Annotated in this window: 15 protein-coding genes; 12 read left to right on the top strand and 3 right to left on the bottom strand. The window is 59.3% G+C overall.

What is annotated here, in order from left to right:
• The first annotated feature begins 4 nt into the window (after positions 1-4).
• From Q0K10_RS08005 to Q0K10_RS07985, 5 genes are all read left to right on the top strand, one after another.
• On the top strand, positions 5-1,231 hold the full coding sequence (locus tag Q0K10_RS08005; protein ID WP_294505581.1) for a trehalase family glycosidase: 1,227 nt from the start codon (positions 5-7) through the stop codon (positions 1,229-1,231).
• A 511-nt stretch (positions 1,232-1,742) separates the two neighbouring features.
• Positions 1,743-2,741, top strand: a complete 999-nt coding sequence (locus Q0K10_RS08000) for a LacI family DNA-binding transcriptional regulator (protein ID WP_294505579.1) — start codon at positions 1,743-1,745, stop codon at positions 2,739-2,741.
• Between the two features lie 13 nt (positions 2,742-2,754).
• Positions 2,755-3,471, top strand: coding sequence for a type II secretion system protein (locus tag Q0K10_RS07995; RefSeq protein WP_294505576.1), 717 nt, complete (start codon positions 2,755-2,757; stop codon positions 3,469-3,471).
• A 4-nt stretch (positions 3,472-3,475) separates the two neighbouring features.
• Positions 3,476-6,547, top strand: a complete 3,072-nt coding sequence (locus Q0K10_RS07990) for a beta-galactosidase (RefSeq protein ID WP_294505574.1) — start codon at positions 3,476-3,478, stop codon at positions 6,545-6,547.
• Positions 6,544-7,395 carry a hypothetical protein gene (locus Q0K10_RS07985; protein WP_294505571.1) on the top strand — a complete coding sequence of 284 codons (852 nt, stop codon included), beginning with the start codon at positions 6,544-6,546 and terminating at the stop codon, positions 7,393-7,395. The genes Q0K10_RS07990 and Q0K10_RS07985 overlap by 4 nt, the downstream gene beginning before the upstream one ends.
• An 18-nt stretch (positions 7,396-7,413) precedes the next feature.
• Here Q0K10_RS07985 and Q0K10_RS07980 read toward each other — a convergent pair whose 3' ends face one another.
• On the bottom strand, positions 7,414-8,211 hold the full coding sequence (locus Q0K10_RS07980; protein WP_294505568.1) for a hypothetical protein: 798 nt from the start codon (positions 8,209-8,211) through the stop codon (positions 7,414-7,416).
• 200 nt (positions 8,212-8,411) lie between these two features.
• Between Q0K10_RS07980 and icd the strand changes: the two genes are divergently transcribed.
• The 3 genes from icd (at position 8,412) to Q0K10_RS07965 (ending at position 12,174) form a co-directional block, all read left to right on the top strand.
• Positions 8,412-9,662 carry an NADP-dependent isocitrate dehydrogenase gene (gene icd / locus Q0K10_RS07975; protein WP_294505565.1) on the top strand — a complete coding sequence of 417 codons (1,251 nt, stop codon included), beginning with the start codon at positions 8,412-8,414 and terminating at the stop codon, positions 9,660-9,662.
• A gap of 67 nt (positions 9,663-9,729) precedes the next feature.
• Positions 9,730-10,638 carry a CBS domain-containing protein gene (locus Q0K10_RS07970; protein ID WP_294505563.1) on the top strand — a complete coding sequence of 303 codons (909 nt, stop codon included), beginning with the start codon at positions 9,730-9,732 and terminating at the stop codon, positions 10,636-10,638.
• 12 nt (positions 10,639-10,650) lie between these two features.
• The gene (locus tag Q0K10_RS07965) at positions 10,651-12,174 is read left to right on the top strand and encodes an ArsB/NhaD family transporter (RefSeq protein ID WP_294505560.1); all 1,524 of its coding nucleotides are present in this window, start codon (positions 10,651-10,653) and stop codon (positions 12,172-12,174) included.
• Between the two features lie 19 nt (positions 12,175-12,193).
• Here the strand turns inward: Q0K10_RS07965 and Q0K10_RS07960 are convergent, their stop codons facing one another.
• The gene (locus tag Q0K10_RS07960; protein ID WP_294505557.1) at positions 12,194-13,615 is read right to left on the bottom strand and encodes a glycosyltransferase family 39 protein; all 1,422 of its coding nucleotides are present in this window, start codon (positions 13,613-13,615) and stop codon (positions 12,194-12,196) included.
• 254 nt (positions 13,616-13,869) lie between these two features.
• Here Q0K10_RS07960 and gap point away from each other — a divergent pair, with 254 nt between their 5' ends.
• The 4 genes from gap (at position 13,870) to Q0K10_RS07940 (ending at position 20,290) form a co-directional block, all read left to right on the top strand.
• Complete coding sequence (gene gap, locus Q0K10_RS07955; RefSeq protein WP_294505554.1) at positions 13,870-14,868, top strand: type I glyceraldehyde-3-phosphate dehydrogenase; 999 nt, start codon at positions 13,870-13,872, stop codon at positions 14,866-14,868.
• A 94-nt stretch (positions 14,869-14,962) separates the two neighbouring features.
• Entirely contained in the window at positions 14,963-16,216 is a 1,254-nt protein-coding gene (locus Q0K10_RS07950) for a phosphoglycerate kinase (RefSeq protein WP_294505551.1), read from the top strand.
• A 114-nt stretch (positions 16,217-16,330) separates the two neighbouring features.
• The gene (locus Q0K10_RS07945) at positions 16,331-18,136 is read left to right on the top strand and encodes an N-6 DNA methylase (protein ID WP_294505548.1); all 1,806 of its coding nucleotides are present in this window, start codon (positions 16,331-16,333) and stop codon (positions 18,134-18,136) included.
• Positions 18,137-19,372: 1,236 nt separating this feature from the next.
• On the top strand, positions 19,373-20,290 hold the full coding sequence (locus Q0K10_RS07940; protein WP_294505545.1) for a hypothetical protein: 918 nt from the start codon (positions 19,373-19,375) through the stop codon (positions 20,288-20,290).
• Positions 20,291-20,365: 75 nt separating this feature from the next.
• On the opposite strand, the gene Q0K10_RS07935 is transcribed toward Q0K10_RS07940, so the two are convergent.
• The gene (locus tag Q0K10_RS07935) at positions 20,366-22,060 is read right to left on the bottom strand and encodes a hypothetical protein (protein WP_294505542.1); all 1,695 of its coding nucleotides are present in this window, start codon (positions 22,058-22,060) and stop codon (positions 20,366-20,368) included.
• Positions 22,061-22,076 lie beyond the last annotated feature (16 nt).

The following is a 22,076-nucleotide window of genomic DNA, read 5'->3' as shown; positions in this document are numbered from 1 at the left end:
AACGATGAATCACTTTTATCGGGAAGCTTTGAAGATTGCCGAGCGGAAACTCGTGAGGGGGGAAGCCGGCGACGTTCTTCAATCACCCCGCCTCGGCACCGGCGGAAAATTCCGTGACACTTTTTTATGGGACACCGCGTTCTGCGCGATGTGGGCCCGGTATGAGCCCGCGCGCTTTCCGGTGGAAAATTCCCTGGACAACTTCTATCGGCTGCAGGATGGCGACGGATTCATCAGCCGTCAGTACCTGCCTTCCGGTCTGAGCAAGTGGGCGAAATGGCATCCGGTGAGCTTTGCTCCTCCGATTCTGGCGTGGGCTGAGCTCAAGCTGTACGAAACCGGAATGTTTCCGGGTCGACTTGCCCGGGTCTATCCGATGCTGGCGCGTCAGCACGGGTTCAACCGGCGTTTCCGGCGGGCGGACGGGCTCTATTTCAGCGACTGCTGGGGATGCGGCATGGATAATATGCCCCGCTGGAACTCTCCGGATGAAATCACCGATGAGGGCGGCATCTGCCTCACGCCGGAAGCCATCACGCCGACAGCGAACCGGGAGGAGCTGTTCCGGTTCATGGTTGCGCATCCGAAATACCATTTTTCCTGGAATCGTCAACTCGGCTGGTGTGAAACCAGCTGTCAGGTCGCATTCAATGCCGCCAATCTTGCGCGGATCGCCCGCATTCTGGGCCGGAACGCCGAGGCGGAGGCCTGGGAGAGGGAACACCGTGAACTTGCGGAGAAAATCAACGAGCTCTGCTACGACGAAGAGACCCGATTTTATTATGACACGTTCGGAGGGACGTTCGTGCGGCGGAAGCACATCGGCGCTTTCTGGACGCTCGTTGCGCAGGTGGCTCCTCCGGAGCGGGCGGAGCGGCTGATCGGGGAGCTCCGCAATCCGGAAACCTTCTGTCGCCCGCACGGAGTGCCCTGCCTCGCGGCCGACGATCCCGATTATGATTCGGAAAACGGCTACTGGTGCGGTCCGGCCTGGTGTCCCGCCACCTATATGGTTCTTTGCGGACTGCGTCGTTATCAGGAGGAGAAGCTCGCGCGCGATATCGCCGAAAAGTTCTATCTTGCGACCCGTTCGGTGTTCGAGGCGACCGGGACGATCTGGGAGAACTACTCCGTCGAGCAGGCCGACCGGCCGACGGGCTGTTCGGGCCGAGACTTCTGCGGCTGGTCCGCTCTGGCTCCCGTGACGATTTACCGGGAGTTTCTCTGCTGAGGAGCCACTCGCAAAGGGATTGCCGCGTTCGTTTGCGGCCGGAGAGAGCGATCGACTCCGGGAGGAGGCGGAAAATCATGGGGCGGAGTTCGATTCCCGGATGTTTCTCCCGGAACTTCCGGGGAATTATACCGTTTTTCGTGGTCTCTCCGATGATCAGATTCATTTGGGCTTTGAAGACGGCGCTTCTGCCGCAGCGGATCAGAAACCTCTTTCCCGCCGGGATCATTGCGGCAGAGATGTCCGCGGATGATGAACCCGGAATGTTCTTCCCCGTCTCTGCGGATTGATTTCCCCATTGAAATCGTTTTCATTTTTTTGAGTTTCAAGTCGAATGGCAAAAAATAATTCGCTTATTTTCCGGGCTTCGGAAAACGCCGAAGGGAGGAAAAAAGACCTTTTTTATGAGAAAAATCCATTTTTTTTTCGTTTGGCTCTTGACAAAATCAAACCGGTTTGCCATAATATAATCAAACCGGTTTGATTTCCGGTTGACGAAACAGGAGATAGAATGAACGGTCATGTGACGATCGCCGACGTGGCGAACCATCTGGGAGTTTCCAAGAGCACGGTCTCCCACGCATTAAGCGGCAAGCGCCGGATCAGCGCCGAGGTCCGCAGTCAGGTCATGCAGGCGGTCAAGGAGCTCGGGTATCGGCCGAATTTCGCCGCCCGAGTCATGAATACCCGCCGCACCGGCCTCGTCGGTGTCCTCGTAGACAGTTTGAACAATCCTCACAACACCGCTTTGCTCGAGGAGTTCGGGCGTGCCCTCTCCTCCCACTCGATCCAGATGGTGCTCGGTACGGCCGACCGCATCGACGACGGGCGGTCGCTGCTGGCCAAATTCTGCTGCGGCATGGTTGATGGAATTCTGAACACGCTGCCTGAACTCGGCGAAGATGAGGCCGTGGAACTGGCCGGAGGTATTCCGGTTGTGACGTATCGCCGTCATCGCGAGTCGCCGCTTGTGATCGACTTCGCGGCCGGAACCCGGACCGCCCTCGCCTATTTGTTCAAGCTCGGCCACCGCCATATTGCGATCATTCCTTCGGACAGCCGGGCGCAGAACGGGCTGCCCGATCCCTGTTTTTCCGCCTACTGTGAACAGATGGAACTCATGGGAATTTCTCCACGGATCTTTCAGGCTCCCGGGGGGACTCTGCAGGCAGGTTACGAGGTTGCCGACTCGCTTTTCGCCAGTGACACCACGGCGGTTCTGGCGGGAAACGATGCTGTTGCGTCCGGCCTGATCCGTCGAGCCATAGAGTGCGGAATCCGCCTGCCGGAGCGCATGTCGATCGTCGGGCATGACGATTCGCCGATCGCGGTGGTCACTTCTCCGCCGTTGACCACGCTGCGGCTGCCGCTGGGTCCCATCGCAACTCATACGGTTCAGGTGCTGATGCATGCGATCGATCCGGCCGAACTGATGCCGGAGCCGCTGACGATTATTCCGGAGCTGATTGCTCGAGGTTCAACCATGCGTTTCAACAACCCGCATAAGTAGAAAGGGTATTCTGATGAAGAGGTATTTCACATTGATCGAACTGCTGGTAGTAATAGCGATTATCGCGATTCTGGCCTCAATGCTGCTGCCGGCGTTGAACCAGGCGCGGGAACGAGGCAAGGAGGCTCGCTGCATCAACAACTTGAAACAGTTCGGGCTGGGATTCACCATGTTTGCGAACGATCATAAGGATTGCATTCCGAATGTGACGGCGATCCATGGTCGTTATGCTCCCGGCACGGAGTGGACGGGGGCTTACGGCTGGGGGATCCGCCATCTTTTCATCGCCGGAACCGATCCGAAGTGGTGTATGCAGGGACCTTCGCGGCTCTGGTACCGCGGATACCTGCCGAATGCGGATCTCTACTTCTGTCCGAGCGATACCGATCGAAGCCGCCAGAAGGACTGGGACGCGGTGGTGAAGGGCGGCCCGCCGCCGGAATCGTTCAATGCTTCCTCGACCGCTTTTTACGGCAGCTATTATCAGCACGGGATAAAAGATGTCTGGTTTCTCGGAGGGGATCCCGACCAGCAGGAGAGTGAATCGAAGCTCGCCCGTTTCTTCGGGCCGGATCCCGCCACGAAAAATTATGTTCTGATGTCGTGTTCGATGCACATGGGGGTTTCCGAATCCGACTGGCTGTCGGGAAGTCCCTACAAATTCAACCTTCTGCGTCCAGCCGGTCATGTTTCCGTTGAACGCCAACCCCGCAGCTATATTGGAATCTGAAATCATGTTGAAAGAAATTTGTGCGGCTGCGCTTCTCGTCGGAAGTGCTGTTCTCCATGCGGAAAATCCGGTCGTCGCCCAGAAGGCCGACTATCCGTGCCGGAAAAGTTCCGCGTTTGAATTCCGGGGGAATCCGGACGACTGGCGCGATCGAGGAGCGCTGCCTCTCTTTTTGAATGGAGCGGAGAACCGCGTCATTCCGGACTGGCGCGGCCCGGACGACGTGGAAGTGACCGTCTATCTGCTGCACGACGAGGAGCATCTCTACCTTGCCGGACTGGTGCATGACGGGAGTTTTGTGAAACAGACCGAAAGCGGCCGTTTCTACTACGGCAGTGGATTTCAGGTCGCATTCGATCCACTCGATGACACTTTGCTGCCCGGTTACGACGGCAACGACGTGGAGATCGGGTTCGGAAAACTTGCCGACGGCCGCGACGCCGCCCACTGCTGGGTCGCCGGAGCCCACGGCACTGCGGGCGAGGCACGCGACGTGAAGGTCAAGGTGACGGAACTGGCAAAAGACGTTCAGTTCTATGAGGTCGCGATCCCGTGGAGTCGGATCGCGCCCTTCGATCCTGCGACGCGCGACTTCTTCGGTTTCAACATTCTCTACAATGCGAACGACGGCCGTGAACGGCGAGGCTGGCTGCATTGGACGCCTGGAATCGGAGAGGAGAAACTCGCCTTCCTGTTTCGCAACGTACGGCTGGTTCCGCCCGGTGTCGGAAAATCCGAGCCGACGATCACGACGGACCGCAGTCAGTATTCGAGCGGTGACCCGGTGGTCATCGGCGTCTGCCTCCCGACCGACGCGAAACTTCCCCTCTCGGTCCGGCTCGACATTCTCGATGGCGGGAAAGTCATCCATTCCGAAGAAAAGAACCTTTCCGCTGAACCCGGTGGTACGGAGCTTCAGTTCCGTTATGAGACCGGCCGGCTGCGCGGTGCGGGACTCGAAGCCCGCGTCACGGCGGTGTGGGGAAAGGAAAAGGTTGAACTTTCGGCGGACATTCTGAATCTTTCTGCGGATATTCTCAAAAAGCGCTCCGCCGAACTCAAGGCCAAATGCGTGGAGTTGCGCGCAAAACTTTCGGAGGCTGCCGCGCGCGGCGTTCCGATCGATTATCCGCTTGTGGCCGCGGGGGTCTGTGACATCACGCTGAAACACCGGAACGCCGATCTCGCCGATCCGGAACGGCTCAGGAAGTTTGCACTGCTCGCGAAAATCAACCGGCAGTTTCAATTTCTGGATCGAAGCCTGGACCGGGCTGCCGCCGAGCTCCGGGCGCTGGAGGAGAATCCGTCGCTGCGCCGGCCCGTGCCCCACACTTCCGTCGACAATCTCGTTGTGCGGAAGGGCGCCTTCTACTCCGGAGAGGATCCGGTCATCCTGATCGGGCCGCACGGCTGGTGGGAGACCTATCCCGACATCGAACTCATTGCGGACGCGGGATTCAATCTGATCGGCGGGACGCTGATCGTGCAGGACGTGGCACCCGCTCCCGGGGTGAGCCGGACCGATTTCGGCAATACGATTCTCGGCCACATCCGGGAGATGCGCAAACGGAACGTCGCCTATGATTTTCTCGTTTCGCCGCACCCGATTCCGGACGCCTGGAAAAAGGCGTTTCCGGAGATGATGGAATATGCGAGCGGCGGCTGGATCGGCAGTTCGCTCTACATCCCCGCCACGCGGAGAATGGTGGAGGAGATGTGGGCTGTGCTTCTGCCGATTGTCCGGAACGAGCCGAACCTCGTCTCCCTGAATCTCGTGAACGAGTGGTCGTTCGCCGACGGACTCAAAGGCGACATCCATCCGACGATGCGCGAACGGTTTCTCGCGGCGATGCGGAAAAAATACGGTTCGATCGGGGAACTGAATCGGAAATGGAAGAGTTCTTTCCGGGATTTCGGCGAAATCGATCCGGCCGCATTGCCCCGCGGTACGACGGGAGGATTTTATGACTGGGAGAGTTTCCGGTATGCCGAAGGGCTTGAGACCGTCCGCTTCCTGCGGGACACGGCGGAAAAATATGCGCCCGGCAAACTTCGCCAGATCAAAACCATCGCCGTGACCGACCTGAATCCGGAACAGTACACCCCGGTTGGCGTAGAGCGCGAGGCCCGCGGCGAACTTATGGACATCGCCGGTTCCGACTGTGCCGCAACATTCCATCTCGATTATTACCGGTCGATGGTTCCGGAGAAACCCGCCTCCGATACGGAGTTTCATGTTTCGACGGGCATCACTCCGGAAGAGATCGTGACGGACAACTGGAGTGCTGTATTGCATGGCGAGGGGATGCGTGAGTATTTCGCATGGTCGAACTCATACTCTGCGGAGATCCAGGTCGCGGGCGCGATGCTGCACATTCCGGAGGCGCTGGAGGCGCTCGGACGGTCGGTGCTGGACATCCGGCGTCTCGCGCCGGAGATCGTCCGTTTCCAGCAGCGGATTCCGGAAGCGGAGGTCGGAATCCTCTATTCGCCCGCCTCTCTTTACTGCGACAAGGGGTATCCGCCGTCGCTGCGGCAGTATCATGCGTCGCTCTCTCATCTCGATGCCCCGATCCGTTTTGTGAGCGAACGTCAGCTCGAGAGCGGGAAATTCGATTCGCTGAAGTTGATCGTCGTGCCGGAAGCAGCCGTGATTCCCTCCGAAACCGTGGATGCACTGAACCGGTTCGTTGACCGGGGCGGCGTCGTTGTCCTTGCGGAAGGGGCGTTGCGGAGCGATCCTTACGGCGAGCCGCTGCCGGCTCTGAAAAAGGCGAGGAGGCTCGAAGGCGCGATCGACACGGCCGGATTCGACCGGCTGCTCACGGAGTGCGGGATCTCCCGGCCGGTTCGGCTCCGTGGTGTTGTCCCCGGGCAGATTGAGCTGCGCAGCGTGCGACTCTCTCCGGAGGAGACACTCTTTTATGCGATCAACTACGGCCCGGCAGTCGAATTCCGGCCGGAATTGGAAGGCGTGCCGGTCGAGTCGGCGCGGGAACTGATCTCCGGGAAAGAAGTTCGTTTCCCGGTCGAGCTCAAAAAACGTCAACCCGTGATGTTCAAGGTGAAGAAATGAAAAAAATTCTGATTGCAGTGTTTCTGTTTGCCGCAGCTCTCCTTCCCGGAGGGGAAGCCGGATTCGTCTGGAAGGGGAAAGGCGACGCCGGAACCCTTGACAAGGATGGCATCTACGTCTGGTTCGTCGCAGGATTGCGTCCGCTGCCGGGGGAATACAAAATCGTCGGACGCTTGCGCTCCGCCAACTCCGGCACCTTCACGATCAAGGCGGTGAATCACATCACCGGAGAGGAAAAGTTCACCGGAGCGGTGAAAACCGCGCCCGAATATGCGGATTACGAATTCGGTACACTCAAGTATGATGGCAGCTGGCCGATCCGGATCGTCGACTGGAATGCGCCGGGATATTACGTCGAGTCGATCCGGCTGGTTCCCGTGCAGGTGGCCGAGCCGGTCGAGGTCCGGGGCGACTCCGCCGATTCCGTTGAAGGCTGGATTCCGATGTACCATTCTCAGGTCGCAGCCGATTCCGGCATGAAGAAGGAGGGAAAAGGATCGATTCGAGTTACCGTCGATCCGAAGAACAATGCGCCGTGGTACGACCTCGGCGTGATGAAGCGGCTGACGACGGCGAAGGCAGGCATGGTTTCGTTCTGGATCCGTTTCGATGACGTGCCGAAGCCGGTCTGGGTGCAGCTCATCGGTGCGACGGATTCCGCCGCGCGGCAGTTCCGGCCGGAGGAGTTCGGCATCACGGCCGGAACGTGGAAACTCGTTGAACTGCCGGTGTCATCGTTCCATTTTTCACCGGAACGTGAAACGGCAACGGAGATCCGGGCCGTGGCGATCAATCCGGAATGCAAAGAAAAGTGTTCGTTCCGGATCGACGATCTGCTTCTGGAGTAGAACTCCCGGTTTGCTGAATTACCAGTTGAAAAACAGCATCCAGCGCAGCGGCCCGGTTTCGGAGCAGTTCACGAGTCCGATCTGAAAACCGGGGCCGCTTTTGCTGTTGTAGAGTCCGAGCTGGAACACCCTGCGGTCCACGCTGTAATTCTCCAGCCCCGTCTGCACGACGAATCCGGGACGCTCGTTCCCGTCCGGTTCACGGTCGGGATCCTCCAGCGGTGCTCCGGTCACATTGAAGAGAGCCAGTTGCAGGCCGCTGCCGTATTCCGCCTGATTCAACAGGCCGGCGAGCTGGAAGCCGTTCGCTCTCTTCGCGAGATTGCCGAATCCCGCCGCCTGGAAGCCGGCGAGATCGGACGCGTTGTTGATGAGTCCCGCAAGCTGAGTGCCGCTGCACACTTCCGCTGAGTTCGCACCCGCCGCCGCCTGTGCGGTCGCAAACTCTCCGGCCTCGTTCACGAATCCGAGCTGGAGGCCGGTCTGGCTTCGAACTTCCCCGTACCACCCCGCCCAGAGTCCGTGCACGCTCTGCCGGGAGAAGTCCTCCCCGAAAAAGCCGAATTCGATTCCTCCGAAATATTCTCCTTCCGATACGCCCGCCAGGCTGATTCCGACTGTGCCGGGGAGCTCCTCCGTCGAGGTTTCGGCGATGTAGACGCCGATGCGCGGCGGCCATTCGAATGCCGGAGACTCCGCGCACAACTCATCCTTTCCCGTGGAGGAGCTGGTGGCGGTGGAGGTGGTTTGCTCCGCCGCAACGAGGGCGAATCCGGCCGTCACGGCCGCGAACAGGAAAAAATTTCGAATTTTCATGGCTTTGTTCTCCCGGAAAGGCTTGCGATTCATCATCTGTTTTATCATAACCCTTTTTTTTCGGAATGCAAGACGCAAAGGGACGACTGTTCGGAAAAGTTCGGAGATCGTGAATATTCCAACTTGCAGACAGCCCCGCACGGCTGTATATTATAATGAATGACATCGTCTTATGGAATCACTCAGCAGGAGAGATTGAAATGTCTTATCAGAAGATCAAAGTTCCGGCGGGAGAGAAGATCACCGCCGATGCCGCGGGCAGACTCCAGGTGCCGGATCAACCCATTATCGGCTTCATCGAGGGCGACGGCATCGGGCCGGACATCACGGCGGCATCGATGCGGATCTGGAACCGCGCCGTCGAAAAAGCGTACGGCAACCGACGCAAAATCGCGTGGATGGAGCTCTTTGCCGGCGAGAAGGCCAACAAGGTTTACGGCGAGACGTTGTGGCTGCCGGGCGAGACCGTCGATGCGATTCGCGAATACCTCATTGCGATCAAAGGGCCGCTCACGACTCCGGTCGGCGGCGGAATCCGTTCGCTGAACGTCGCGCTGCGCCAGGAGCTCGACCTCTACGTCTGCCTGCGGCCGGTTCGCTACTTCAACGGCGTTCCCTCTCCCGTGAAGCATCCGGAAAAGACCGATATGGTCGTTTTCCGGGAAAATACGGAAGACATCTACGCCGGGATCGAATGGAATGCCGGTACGCCCGAGGCAAAAAAGGTCATCGATTTTCTGCAGAATGAGATGGGCGTCCGGAAAATCCGTTTCCCGGAGAGTTCGAGCATCGGCGTGAAGCCGGTTTCGGTCGAAGGCAGTGAGCGGCTGATCCGCGCCGCGCTCGACTATGCGATCGCGAACAAGCGCCGCAGCGTCACGCTGGTTCACAAGGGGAACATCATGAAGTTCACCGAGGGCGGCTTCAAGAACTGGGGATACGATCTCGTACGGCGCGAGTACGCCGACCGTGCCGTGGTCGCTGCCGATTGCGACTGGAAGGCTCCGGAAGGGAAGATCCTCGTGAAGGATTGCATCTGTGACGCATTCCTGCAGCAGATTCTGACCCGTCCGGACGAGTACGACGTGATTGCGACGATGAATCTGAACGGTGACTACGTTTCGGACGCGCTTGCCGCCTGTGTCGGCGGAATCGGCATTGCGCCGGGAGCGAACATCAACTACACGACCGGGCACTCGCTCTTCGAGGCGACCCACGGAACCGCGCCGAAGTACGCCGGGCTCGACAAGGTCAATCCGAGTTCGCTGGCGCTCTCCGGCGAAATGCTGCTGCGTCACATCGGCTGGACCGAAGCGGCGGAGCTGGTCAGCCGCGGCATCGAGCGGGCCATCTCCGACCGGGTGGTGACCTACGACTTCGCGCGGTTGATGGAGGGGGCGACCGAGGTGAGCTGCTCCGGCTTCGCCGAGGCGGTTGTCGAACGGATGTAAAAACGGAAACCGGGGGAAGATGAAAATCTTCCCCTTCAACCTTGCAACAGAGGAAGGTGAGTATAAGATGAAGCTGGTATCAATTCTGAATGAAGAGCTGATCTTTACGAACGTCAACGGCGTGAGCCGTTCCGGAATCTATGCGGACATGCTCAAGAAGGCGCAGGCGGTTCTCGGCAGCCAGCTGGATGTCGACCGGATCGTCTCTGGAATGCTTGAGCGGGAAGATACCTTGCAGATCCCTTACGAAGGGTGTGCGATGCCGCATCTTCGCGCGCCGGAGTTCGACGACCTCTACATCATTGTCGGGGTGCTGCCGAAGCCGGTGCATTTCAAGGAGTGCGATGTCGCTCCGTGCAGTCTGGTGGTGATGTCGCTGATTTCGTCGGATACGAGTGATCTGTATTTGAAGTCGCTTTCGGCGATGGTGCGCTATCTTTCGCAGCCGGGAAACCTCGAAAAGCTTTCCGGAGTGAAGAATGCGGCGGAATTTCTCGAAGTGCTTCGCGAGGCGAACGTGACCGTCCGCAGCAATCTCGTGGCGGAAGACGTGATGGTCACGGGCAAGAGCGTCCTGCACGAGGACGATACGCTTTCGACCGCGCTCGACTGTTTCAGCCGCGGCGACAGCAGCACGATTCCGGTGCTCGACTCGAATGGCCGTCTGGTCGGGGAGCTCGCGGCGATGGATATTTTGAAGAGTTTTATTCCGGAATACATTTTCCGGATGGAGAATCTCGATTTTCTCACGAGTTTCGAGCCGTTCAACCGGATTTTCCAGGAGGAGAATCAGCACGTGGTGCGCGATTACATGCGTACGCCCTCGCTCACGGTTCATCCGGAAACCCCGTTGATTCAGTTTACCGTGAAGATGGTGAAGAATGAAGTGCGCACCTGCTTCGTCATCGACGCCGACAACAAATATATCGGCGAGATCATGGTCAAATACATTGTTAAAAAAGTCCTGCGCGGATAAGAGTTGTCACCTATGGAACATTCGACCCTGATTTTCTGGATAGGTACGATCGTTTTCATCGGAACCTATGTGTTGATTGCATCGGAGAAGGTGCATAAAACGGTTGCGGCATTGCTCGGTGCGATGCTTATGCTGATTGTGATTCTGCCGGGGCCCGGCCACAGTGGAGGTTCCCACGAGGAGGCCGCGGAACCGGTTGCGGTGGAGGCTCCCGCCGCTGTTGCGGAGCAGGTCCCCGCCGCCGTTGCGGAGCAGGCCGCCGGAGCGCAGGCGAAAGCCGCGGAAGCGCTCGCCGAGACTGAACAGGCGCTGGCGGACGCGACCGGTCCGAGTGAAATCGAACGAAAGGCCGGGCTTTACGACAAGCTCGACACGTTCGCCCGCTATTCGAACTTCGACGTGGTGTTTACGCTTGCGGGCATGATGCTGCTTGTGAATCTGCTCTCTGGAACGGGACTTTTCCAGTACGTGGCGATCCGCTGCGCGAAACTGGCGAGGGGACTGCCGATCCGGACGATGATTCTGCTTGTATTTGCGACGGCGTTTCTCTCGGCGTTTCTCGACAATGTGACGACGATTCTGCTGGTTGCGCCTGTGACTCTGCTCGTCTGCAACGAGCTCGACGTGCCGCCGGTGCCGTTTCTGATGGCAGAGACGATGGCGTCGAACATCGGCGGAACCGCGACGCTGATCGGCGACCCGCCGAACCTGATCATCGGTTCGATTGCGGATCTGAACTTCATGGATTTCCTTGTGAATCTCACTCCGTTCATCCTCGTGCTGATGGTGATCTACTGCATCTGTCTCTGGGTTTACTACTCGAAGCGGATGCGCGTGACGGTCGAGAAGCGCGCGCTCATCATGGAGCTCGACGAGCGCGCGGCGATTACGGACCGCGGCAATCTGATCCGCGGCGGAATCGTGATGATTCTGACGATTCTCGGTTTTCTCGTGCACGGTGCGGTCGGGCTTCAGCCCTGTGTGGTGGCGATGTCGGGAGCCGCGCTGGCGTTGTGCATCTGCAAGGTCGACGTGGATCATGCGCTGGAAAAGATCGAGTGGAGCACGCTTTTCTTCTTCATGGCGCTGTTCATCGTCGTCTGCGGTGCTTCTGAATGCGGACTCATGGACAAGATCGGCAGCTTCCTGTCGCTGATGGAAGGATGGCCTGTTCCGGTGGTGGTGCTCGTCATCATGTGGATCAGTGCGATTGCGGCTGCGGTCATGAACAACGTTTCGTTCACTGCGGCGATGGTGACGGTTGTTGCGACGTTCATCAGCGCCTCGCCGGCGTTCCGCGGGAATGAGGCGTGCAGCGAGCTGCTCTGGTGGGGGCTGGCGCTGGCGGTCTGCCTCGGCGGAAATGCTTCTCTGGTCGGTGCGGCGGCGAACCTGGTCACCGTCGGAATCGCCGGGAAAAACGGCCACAGCGTGAGTTTCACGGGCTTCCTGAAATATGGCGTTCCGGTGGCTGTGGGCAGTATGGTGCTTGCTTCGATCTACATCATGGCGCGTTACTTCCTGTTCTGCGCGTAACGCGTACGGTACCGGCTCTTCATGCCGGATTCTGCGGCGCTGCTCCCTGCGGGGCGGCGCCGTTCGTTTTTTTTCGGCATTTTTTCAGGAGGCGGCCGAGCGCGGGGAGTTGCATGGCGGCCATAATCGCGAGGAACGGCAGCGCCGGGAGCTGGTAACGCGGTGCGACAATCGGGCCCGGCAGGAAGAAATAGTATTCGACGAAGGCGAGGAAAAGGAAGAGCCAGTACCAGTTTTGCCGGAGATGCACGATCCAGTCGACGAGCTTCCACGCCGCAAGCAGATACAGGAAAAGCGTGACTGCGAGCAACGGAACAACCGGCAGCAGCACCCAGAGTTTCCCGCCGAAATAGTGGTTGACCGCGGCGAAGAGCCCCTCTTTCTGCATGACATCCATGGTTCCGCGCCCGGCGCTGGTGACGCCGAGAATCTCAAAGAAAGTCGGCGCATCGGGGAGGAGGATGTGCGGCCGGAAGTGCTGCGGAAGCCACGCGAACGGATGGGCGAAGATGAGTTCCCGGAATTTTTTCAGCCGGTAGTCGCTGCGGCTTTTGATGTCGGGATACTTTTCCGTGTCGGAAAATTCGATTTCGAGTTCGGCGAGGATCTTCGCTTTTTCGGCCTCGAAGCTCGTTCCGTTGACCTTGGCCAGCAGCATGGCGCCGTTCTGGTGGTACATGGCGCCGGTGTTCGTATCGATCGACCACCCTGCGCCGAGGGTGGCGTTGCGCCCCATCCACGGCAGCAGCGGAAGCAGGAAGAGGGCGGTTCCGGCCAGGGCGGCCGTCAGTTTCCGTCTCCAGTCGAGTTTCGGCATGACTGCGAGCAGGAAGAGGGCGGGGAGCAGCCAGACCGAGTTGATCGGGCGGATCAGGGCGCCGACGCCCGCCAGAAAGAGCGCGAGCGCGAAGAACCGGATGTCCCGCCTGCGGTAGAACTCCCCGTAACAAGCAATTACGATGGCGGAGAGAAGCCCGAACAACGTATCCGAGAGCAGCATCGGCGACTGGGCGATCATGGTCAGGTTCAGCGTAGTGAGCGCACACGCCCACAATCCGGTGCGGCGGTCGGCCCAGACCGTTCCCCCCCGGTAGACCGCCAGCGGGATCAGCGTCCCCGTGATGATGAGCGCGAGAACGAGGGCAGCGATGTTGTCGCTCCCCGCTGTCCGGAAAACGAGCGAGGCGAAAAACGGGAATCCCGGCGCCCGTCCGCAGTTCGGTGTGCCGCCGGGTTCGTCCAGATAGCTTCCGTCGACGGCGAGCGCTTCGGCCGGTCCGAGGTATCCCCGGGTGTCCGGCCTGGAAAAACGTGTTGCGGGATCGCTGCAGAGACCCGGCAGCGCAACCGCGAGCCGCAGCAGGAAGCCGACCGCGAGCAGAATGATCAGAATTCGGTTGTCGCGCAGAAAGCGCCGGATCGTGGCGGGATCGAATTTCATCGGCATGTTCTCCGTCGGATTTGATTTCAGTTGCCGGAGCCCGGCATTTGCGCGTTTCCGGCGGGATTCCCCGCTTTTAATATAGCATGAAAAATCGTCCGCGCCACGCGGAAACTGGCCGGACCGGGGGAAACTGCGGCAAAAGAGGGGAATTAAGTTGTTGAACGATTTGACTTTTCCAAAAACGGGGCTATATTTCAGAACATCGATACTTTTATACTTGACCCCTAACATCAACGTAAAGGAACGTCAAAATGATCAAAGTTGGTATCAACGGTTTCGGTCGTATCGGTCGGATGGTTTTCCGTGCCGCAGTCCAGAATTTCAGCAGCGATATTGAAATTGTCGGGATCAACGACCTGCTCGATCCGGAGTATCTCGCCTACATGCTGAAGTACGACTCGGTTCACGGCAAGTTCGACGCGGAGATCGCGGTTGACGGCAATATGCTGATCGTCAACGGCAAGAAGATCCGTCTGACCGCCGAGAAGAGCCCGGCCGATCTGAAGTGGAACGAAGTCGGCGCGGAAGTCGTCGTCGAGTCCACCGGTCTCTTCCTGACCGAAGAGCTCGCCAAGCAGCACATCGCCGCCGGTGCGAAGAAGGTCATCATGTCCGCTCCGTCGAAGGACGCGACCCCGATGTTCGTCTACGGTGTGAACCACAAGACCTACGCCGGCCAGGCGATCATCTCCAACGCCAGCTGCACCACGAACTGCCTGGCGCCGATCTCCAAGGTCCTCGATGACAAGTTCGGCATTGTCCGCGGCCTGATGACGACCGTCCATGCCGCCACCGCGACCCAGAAGACCGTCGACGGCCCGTCCAAGAAGGATTGGCGCGGCGGCCGCGGCATCCTCGAGAACATCATTCCGTCCTCGACCGGCGCCGCGAAGGCCGTGGGCAAGGTTCTGCCGCAGCTGAACGGCAAGCTGACCGGTATGTCGATGCGCGTTCCGACCTCCGACGTTTCGGTCGTCGACCTGACCGTCGAACTCAAGACGCCGGCCTCCTACGAGGAGATCTGCAAGGCGATGAAGGAAGCCAGCGAAGGCGAGCTCAAGGGTGTTCTCGGCTACACCGACGAGTGCGTGGTCTCCACCGATTTCCGCGGCGAAGCGAAGACCTCCGTCTTCGACGCCAAGGCGGGCATCGCGCTGGATCCGACCTTTGTGAAGGTCGTTTCCTGGTATGACAACGAGTGGGGCTACTCCAACAAGGTTCTGGAGATGGTCCGCGTCATCGCCAAGTAATTACATCTGAATGTAATTCCCTGAAAGGGCGGGTGGTAATAGGCCGCCCGCCCTTTTTGCAGGAACATGTCAAACCTATTGAGGGGGAAATATCATGAATAAGAAAACACTTCGCGACGTCGATCTCAAAGGCAAGCGTGTTGTCATGCGCGTGGATTTCAACGTGCCGATCAAGGAAGGGGTCATCAAGGACGACACCCGCATCAAGGGTGCGCTCCCGTCGATCAAATACGTGCTCGACAACGGCGGCAGCCTCGTGCTGATGAGCCACCTCGGCCGTCCTGCCGAGAAGGGCTACGAGGCTGATTTCAGCCTGAAGCCGGTTGCGGAATATCTGTCGAAGATGCTCGGCAAACCGGTCGTGTTTGCTCCCGATTGTGCGAATGCCGACAAGGAAGTCGCCGCGATGAAGCCGGGCGACGTGGTCATGCTTGAGAACACCCGCTTCTACGCCGAGGAGCAGGGCAAGGTCAAGAAGAAGGACGACATGACCGACGAGGAGTACAAGGCGAAGAAGGCCGCGATGAAGGAGAAACAGCTCAAGCTCGCGGAAAAACTCGCCTCCTACGGTGACATTTACTGCAACGACGCGTTCGGCACGGCGCACCGGGCTCACGCTTCGACGGCGGTCATCACGAAGTTTCTGAAGCCGGCGGTGGCGGGTTTCCTGATGGAGAAGGAGATCGCCTACCTCGGCAGCGCGGTCGAGAATCCGGTCCGTCCGTTCGTGGCGATTCTCGGAGGAGCGAAGGTTTCGGATAAACTTGCTGTGGTTAAGAACCTGCTCACCAAGGTTGACACGCTCATCATCGGCGGCGGCATGGCCTACACCTTCCTGAAAGCGGAGGGGCACAATGTCGGCAACTCGCTCTGCGAGCTCGACCAGCTTGATTATGCGAAAGAGATGATCGCGAAGGCGAAGGAGTTGAAGGTCAACTTCCTGCTGCCGGTCGACAACGTCGCGGCAGACAAGTTCGACGCCGAAGCGAATACGCAGATCGTCGGCGACGACATTCCGGACGGCTGGATGGGCCTCGACATCGGTCCGAAGACCATCGAACTCTACTCCAATGCGATTAAGAATGCGAAGACCGTGGTCTGGAACGGGCCGATGGGCTGCTTTGAGATGCCGAAGTTTGCGAACGGCACGTTCGGTGTCTGCAAGGCGGTTGCGGAAGTCAAAGCCAACGGCGGCGTTTCGATCATCGGCGGCGGAGACAGTGTTTCGGCGGTGAACAAGTCCGGACTGGCGGATAAGATGAGCCACATTTCCACCGGCGGCGGTGCTTCGCTCGAGTATCTCGAGGGCAAGGAGCTTCCCGGCGTGGTGGCGCTCTCCGACAAATAACACGGAGAAGCGGGCACAGCCCGAATCCATGGAAAGCGGTTTTGCGGAATGCGAAACCGCTTTTTTTTGCGGATCCGGTTGACTATTTCCACGTGAAGTGATATGATAGGCGGCATGGAAAAGAAAACAGAGTTGATTTCCCTGCGGGACGCGGCTGCCCGTCTCGGCGTCTGCCGGGCGACCGTGCACAACTGGACGCGCCTGGGGCTGCTGGTTCCGGCCGAGGCCGCACCGTTCCGGTTTGCGCCGGAGACGGTAGCGGCATTTCTGCGTTCGCGCCGCGATGGCGAGGGGGCGAAACTGACCCGTCGGGCGAACAAGAGCCGTTCCGTTGCGCGGTTGAATCGCGGACGGTTCCGGAAGGCCGTCGGATGTTTCCGCTCGCTTCACCTCGCGTTGGAGAGCGCGATGTATGCAGCGGTCCTGAAGCGGCTCTGCAGGGAAGGAGAGGCGGAATTCCGGGAGGAGAAGGGCGAATTTGTTTTTCTTCGAAAATCGGTTGCGGCCGTGATGGCCGGGTGGTGTTCCCGGTTGAAATGTCCGCTGGACGAGCGGATGCTGCGGTTTCTGCGCACGCTGCCGGAGATGGAAGATGGTGAATCGCTCGGGGAGCTCTATCAGGCGCTCTCTTCGATCGGCCGCCGGGCGGTCGGCGGAACCTACTATACGCCGACCGCGCTCGTGGATGAATCATTGTCGTTCGGATGCGGTGCGACGCGTTATCTCGACCCCTGCTGCGGCAGCGGCCACTATCTGGTGCGGGCGTCGGCGGTGCTCGGGCTGGGGGCGGAACAGATTTACGGAATCGACTGCGATCCGATCGCCGTGGAACTTGCGAGAATCAATGTTCTGCTGGCGTTTCCCGGAGAGGAGTTCACGCCGAGGATCTTTCGCGGGAATGCGCTTACCGGCCGGATCTTGCGGGCGGAATATGGAACATTCGATTTTGTCGCGACAAATCCTCCCTGGGGAGGAGCGGCGTCGGAAGGAGAGGAGAGCTTTTCCTTGTTCATTCATCAGGCGCTGCGTTTTCTGAAGGCCGGTGGACGGATGTCGTTTCTGCTTCCGGAGGCTGTATTGAACATTGCCGCTCATGCGCCGTTGCGACGGAAGTTGCTCGAATCGTGCCGAATTGATGTGATCGAATTGCTCGGCCGGCGGTTTTCGGGTGTTTTCACTCCGGTGGTGCGGATCGACGCGGTCCGTACCCCCGCGCCGGCGGAACATCACATTACGATTCGTCATGATTCCGGCCGGGAAGAACGGGCGCAGCATCTGGTGACTGAACGTGCCGATTGCGCCATCGAGACCGGGGTGACGGCGCAGGAGCGGGCCGTGGTGGAAAAGATTTTCCGTTGCGGTGGAATTACGCTGTCCGGAAATGCGGATTGGGCGCTCGGAATTGTCACGGGCGACAACGCCCGATTGTTGACGTTTGTGCCGGAGCCGGGGGCGGAACCGATTCTGCGCGGCGGAGATGTTCTGCCGGGTTGCCTGCGTGAGCCGCGTTGTTTTCTGCGTCCGGGGAGATTGCAGCAGAGTGCGCCGCTCCGCTTTTACCATATGGTTCCGAAACTTGTGTACCGGTTTATCGCGCGGCGTCCGGTGTGTGCCGTGGACCGGGGAGGACGGCTTACGCTGAACAGCGCGAACGTGCTGATTCCCCGGCTGCCGTCATGGCCGATCGAACTGGTTGCGCGCTATTTGAACTCCCGGCTGATCGGGTTTCTTTACGTCAAGCGGTTCGGAACCTGCAAAATCCTGCGGAGGGATCTGGAGACGTTGCCGTTCCCTTCGCTCTCGGAGGCGGAGGCGGAGGAGTTGCTTCGGGCGGATGACGCTGCGTGGGAGGCGGAACTTTCCCGGCGGTTCGGCTTGACTGAGGCGGAGGCGCAACTGATCGCTCATTCGCTGCCGTAAATGCACAGCAGTGTGAAATAGTCCCTGTGGACGCTGTCCGGCAGCATGGCCAGGGGGCGTCGGCGGGATTTTCGAATTCCGGCCGGAGGATCGGGAACCTTGCGGCGAGCGCTTCCGGATCGGTTCCCGGCAGGGCCACCCTGAGGCGGAGTTCCGCACCGCCGCGTCTCCGCAGCGGCGAGAGGGAGTCCAGTTCCACCTCGACCGGTTTGCGCAGTCTCCGGCGCAGATATTCGCCTGCGGTGCGTTCGAGTTCGAGCAGCGGCAGGCGTCTCTCCTCGACCACGAGATCATTTATGTCCGGCGCATCCTTCGCATGAAAACAGGATTCGAGCAGATTGAGTTCCGCCGTCAGGAAAAGGATTCCGTTCAGCACGGGAATTCCGAGCAGCCGTTCCGGTTCGAACAGCGCGCCGTGCGGGGCTGTCAGGCGGGAGAAGGCGAGACGCGATCCTCCGGGGAGATCGATTCTGCAGCCGTTTTTCGGCAGTTTTCCGGGCAGTTTGCGGAATCGCGACCGGAACTCCTCGGCGCGGCAGCTTCTTCCCCAGAGGGTGAATTCGAGCCGCAGTACGCCGGATGTGGAGGCGCGGCGACAGCACTGGAGCCCGAGTGTGATTCCGACCTCGTCGGGTTCCAGCGCGCCGTAGTGGATGCGTTCGTATTCGGGGAGAACCCGCAGATCCGTGAAGCGGCGGATCAGCGCCCGTTCCACGGTCAGAACATTTACGGCCCGTCCGGCATGGGCGCAGAGATCGTCCGGAATTTCGGTTGAAGGAGTTGATTCGTTTTCCATTGCTGGTTTTCTCCGTTATTTCGGCCGTTTGAGCCGTTGGTTGTTTTCCCGTTTTCTTTTTTCCGTATGCGCCGTCGGGGAGCGAAGCCGGATGGAAAACGGATCTCTCCCCATCGGAACATTTGTCAACTTTTCGCCTCGAAACACCGGGTTTCACGGAACGTGTTTCTGACGTTTGCAGTTGAATTGAACCGGGCCAAACTGCAAGATAATCGTTTCCCCGCGCATTTCAACCGGACGGGGATGACAAGGGGGAAGAAAGTTTCCTCCGGAAAAATGACGGGAAAATGACGGAAACATTTCGGAAAAGTGCCGGATCGTTCGAAATTCGAAAGTTAGAGCGAAAATTCAGATCGGATACAATATTTTGCGTCGTCGTCGCGTTAATCAAGCAAAGGCCCGGAAGAGGGGGCCTCAAATCCCAGAAAGAGGTGGAGATTATGACAAAAAAATGGACATTGCCGCTGGCCGCGCTGGCCTTCTCGCTCACTGTGACCCCGTTCTCAACTTTTGCAGCGGATGAGGCGCCGCCCCCGCCGCCGGATGAGAGAATCGATTCCGGAGAGTTGCCGCCCCCGCCGCCCGGCGAACGTTCCGCTCCGGAGAAACGGCTGCCGCGTCCGGAACGGATTCGCCGCGCGCCGGGGATGGATGAAGAGCAGCGCATGAAGATCGAGGAACTCAATTCCAGGATAGCCGAAGCGCTCGCCGCCTACCGCGCGGAGCCGAACGATTCGACGAAAGCCGCCCTGAAGGAGCAGCTTGTCGAACGGTTTGAACTGCAGCAGAAGTTCGCGATCGAACGGGCCGAGAAGATACTCGCCCGCGAGAGAGAGCGACTCGAAAACAAGGATCAGGAGATCGATCGCCAGCTTGAGCGTCTGCTTCGTCCCCGCCGGGAAAAGCCGCAGGGGCGGCCGCGGGCCGAACACATGCGTCCGGATGAGCGCCGTCGCCCGGACGGGAAGCGTCCGGAGCCGGGTCGCCGGGACGCTGCCGGAGCACGCGGGTTCGGAAGGGCCCTGACTCCGGAAGAGGGTCGTCAGGTCCGCGAGATCACGCTTGAACTCCTGAAAGCGGATGCCGTCACGCCGGAAGTGACCGCGAAGATCGAGTCTCTCCGGGCCGTGTTCCAGTCGGCGCTCGATCGTCAGACGAAGGCTCTTGAGGAGGCGAAAAGCGCTCCGGAAGAGGGCGAAGAGGCCAAACGCGCCGAGGCGCTGGAGCGTTCCGTCCGGTTTCTGAACCGCAGTCTGGAATCGATGAAGCAGCCGGAGGAGTTTCTCAAGCAGCTGAAGCAGCGGGTCGAACACCGCAGAGCTCCGGAAAAGGCGAAGCGCCCGGAAGGAAAGAAGTAGTTCGTTTCTGCACGGGAAACGGCGGACCGGAAACTCCGGCTCCGCCGTTTTTTCATCATAAGCCGCGGATCGTGATCACCGGTCAAGACCGTGCTGACGGAAGAAATGCCGGTTGTTGTTCCCCGCATCTGCGAGAGAGTCGCGGATTCCGCCGATCCGCTCGGCGGTTTCCCCCGGCATGGCGCTGTCGGGGAGGAGATATTCGCACTCGGCGACCAGAACCATCTGCGATTTGCGGGTCGATTCGGATTCGACCTGGAAGAGGTAGCCGAGAAGTGGAATGTCCTTGAGAAATGGAATCCCGGTTGACCCGCGGACGACCTCCCGCTTCTCCAACCCGCCGACGACAAAACAGTTGCGCCCGGTGGAGATCATCACATCGGTCATGATCGTATTCCCTTCCTGAATGCGCGGCGCACCCGAGGATTGATACCCGATGAGGGAGGAGTTGTTCAGCGTGAGCTTCAGCACGGCCGCTTCCGGTGCGATCGAGGAGGCCTTGACGGTCATGGAAAACCCGTAGGAGTCCGGATCGCGCGTGACATTCTGCTGATTGGCCTTGTCGATCGCAATTCCGGTCTCCTGCGGGGCCTTGCCGAATGCGGACAGAATGTTGTCGAACATCTGCGCATGAGTTCCGTCCGGCTGCTCCTGCGTTCCAGACGCCGGAGCGGTTGTATCGATTGAGAAGAGCTGGGTCTTGCGTTCGAGCGAGCTCTCGGAATTCTGCCGGACGGTGACTTCACCGGTATGGGTGATTTTCGCTTTGCCGCGGCTCGCGAGAAAATCGAGATAGCGTGTGTTCCACTTCGGATTGAAGTGATAGAAACTTGTACGTTCCGAACCCTGCGGGCGCGACATTGTGCCGCCGTAAGTTGCCGCCCAGTTGTCGCGATAGCGGCCGCCCGCGCTGAAAAGGTCCATCCCGTCGTTGTTTTTCCAGGACTGGAAATCGACTCCGAGTTTTTCGTCGTTTTCGGCGTAAAGTTCGTAGACGCGGAAGCGGATGCGGATTTCCGGCAGAGGAACGTCGTAACGGCGGAGCATCTCCTCGATGTTTTTGCGGGAGTACCCGGCGGTGTTGAAAAAGAGGCAGTTCAGGTCGGGATCCAGCTTCACCTTGTCCTTGCCTCCGATGAGTTCGGCCGTGTCTCCGGAGACATTCATGCCGACATGCCGGACCATCTTTTCCAGAACGCTTGCCGGAACGTTGGCCGGAAAGTAGACATATTTCGGCTGGCCCGAACTGTTCAGCAGCCCCGGCTGGTCGAGACGCTCCACGATCGCATCGATTCCCATGCCGTTCTCATTGTCCCGGAAGCGGTACTCTTCGGCGGAGATGAAGAGCACGCCGGTTCCGTCCTCGAATTTCAGGCATTCGACCGCCGTGTCGCTGCCGGTGACGCGGCGGGTCTGAACCATTTCGCGCAGATAGGAGCGCAACGCGTAGGGTTCGGCATGTTTGAGCAGATAGGTTTTCGTCACGACTTTCGGATCGTTGTTGTCGCGGATGAAATGAACTTCGCCGACCTTTTCGTCGAGATCGACCCGGAGCTGCGCCTGCACCTGGGTGTCCATGTAGCTGGCGGTGTCGGAATTGTTTTCATTGCGCGGGGTGCCGGGGGACGGCCTGGAGCGTGTGGCAACATCGACGGCTCCTGAAAGCGAGCTGTCGGTATAAAACGGGGCCGAAGCCGAATCGCCTGGGGCGGCGGCCAGAGAAAGTGCTGCGAAAGTGAGCGCTGCGACGGATGCGTATTTTTGAAACATGTTTTCTCTCCTGAAT

The organism is uncultured Victivallis sp. (genome assembly GCF_944391105.1).
Classification (GTDB): Bacteria; Verrucomicrobiota; Lentisphaeria; order Victivallales; family Victivallaceae; genus Victivallis.
The sequence above is the reverse complement of the archived record's forward strand: the minus strand, read 5'-3'. Positions and strand labels throughout refer to the sequence as shown.

What these genes read in the sequence shown, in the direction of transcription:
- Q0K10_RS07950 (WP_294505551.1), top strand. Translation starts at nt 14,963, where the DNA reads ATGAATAAGAAAACACTTCGCGACGTCGATCTCAAAGGCAAGCGTGTT.
- Q0K10_RS08005 (WP_294505581.1), top strand. Translation starts at nt 5, where the DNA reads ATGAATCACTTTTATCGGGAAGCTTTGAAGATTGCCGAGCGGAAACTC.
- Q0K10_RS07985 (WP_294505571.1), top strand. Translation starts at nt 6,544, where the DNA reads ATGAAAAAAATTCTGATTGCAGTGTTTCTGTTTGCCGCAGCTCTCCTT.
- Q0K10_RS07990 (WP_294505574.1), top strand. Translation starts at nt 3,476, where the DNA reads ATGTTGAAAGAAATTTGTGCGGCTGCGCTTCTCGTCGGAAGTGCTGTT.
- Q0K10_RS08000 (WP_294505579.1), top strand. Translation starts at nt 1,743, where the DNA reads ATGAACGGTCATGTGACGATCGCCGACGTGGCGAACCATCTGGGAGTT.
- gap (WP_294505554.1), top strand. Translation starts at nt 13,870, where the DNA reads ATGATCAAAGTTGGTATCAACGGTTTCGGTCGTATCGGTCGGATGGTT.
- Q0K10_RS07960 (WP_294505557.1), bottom strand. Translation starts at nt 13,615, where the DNA reads ATGAAATTCGATCCCGCCACGATCCGGCGCTTTCTGCGCGACAACCGA.
- Q0K10_RS07940 (WP_294505545.1), top strand. Translation starts at nt 19,373, where the DNA reads ATGACAAAAAAATGGACATTGCCGCTGGCCGCGCTGGCCTTCTCGCTC.
- Q0K10_RS07965 (WP_294505560.1), top strand. Translation starts at nt 10,651, where the DNA reads ATGGAACATTCGACCCTGATTTTCTGGATAGGTACGATCGTTTTCATC.
- Q0K10_RS07970 (WP_294505563.1), top strand. Translation starts at nt 9,730, where the DNA reads ATGAAGCTGGTATCAATTCTGAATGAAGAGCTGATCTTTACGAACGTC.
- Q0K10_RS07945 (WP_294505548.1), top strand. Translation starts at nt 16,331, where the DNA reads ATGGAAAAGAAAACAGAGTTGATTTCCCTGCGGGACGCGGCTGCCCGT.
- Q0K10_RS07980 (WP_294505568.1), bottom strand. Translation starts at nt 8,211, where the DNA reads ATGAAAATTCGAAATTTTTTCCTGTTCGCGGCCGTGACGGCCGGATTC.
- Q0K10_RS07995 (WP_294505576.1), top strand. Translation starts at nt 2,755, where the DNA reads ATGAAGAGGTATTTCACATTGATCGAACTGCTGGTAGTAATAGCGATT.
- Q0K10_RS07935 (WP_294505542.1), bottom strand. Translation starts at nt 22,060, where the DNA reads ATGTTTCAAAAATACGCATCCGTCGCAGCGCTCACTTTCGCAGCACTT.
- icd (WP_294505565.1), top strand. Translation starts at nt 8,412, where the DNA reads ATGTCTTATCAGAAGATCAAAGTTCCGGCGGGAGAGAAGATCACCGCC.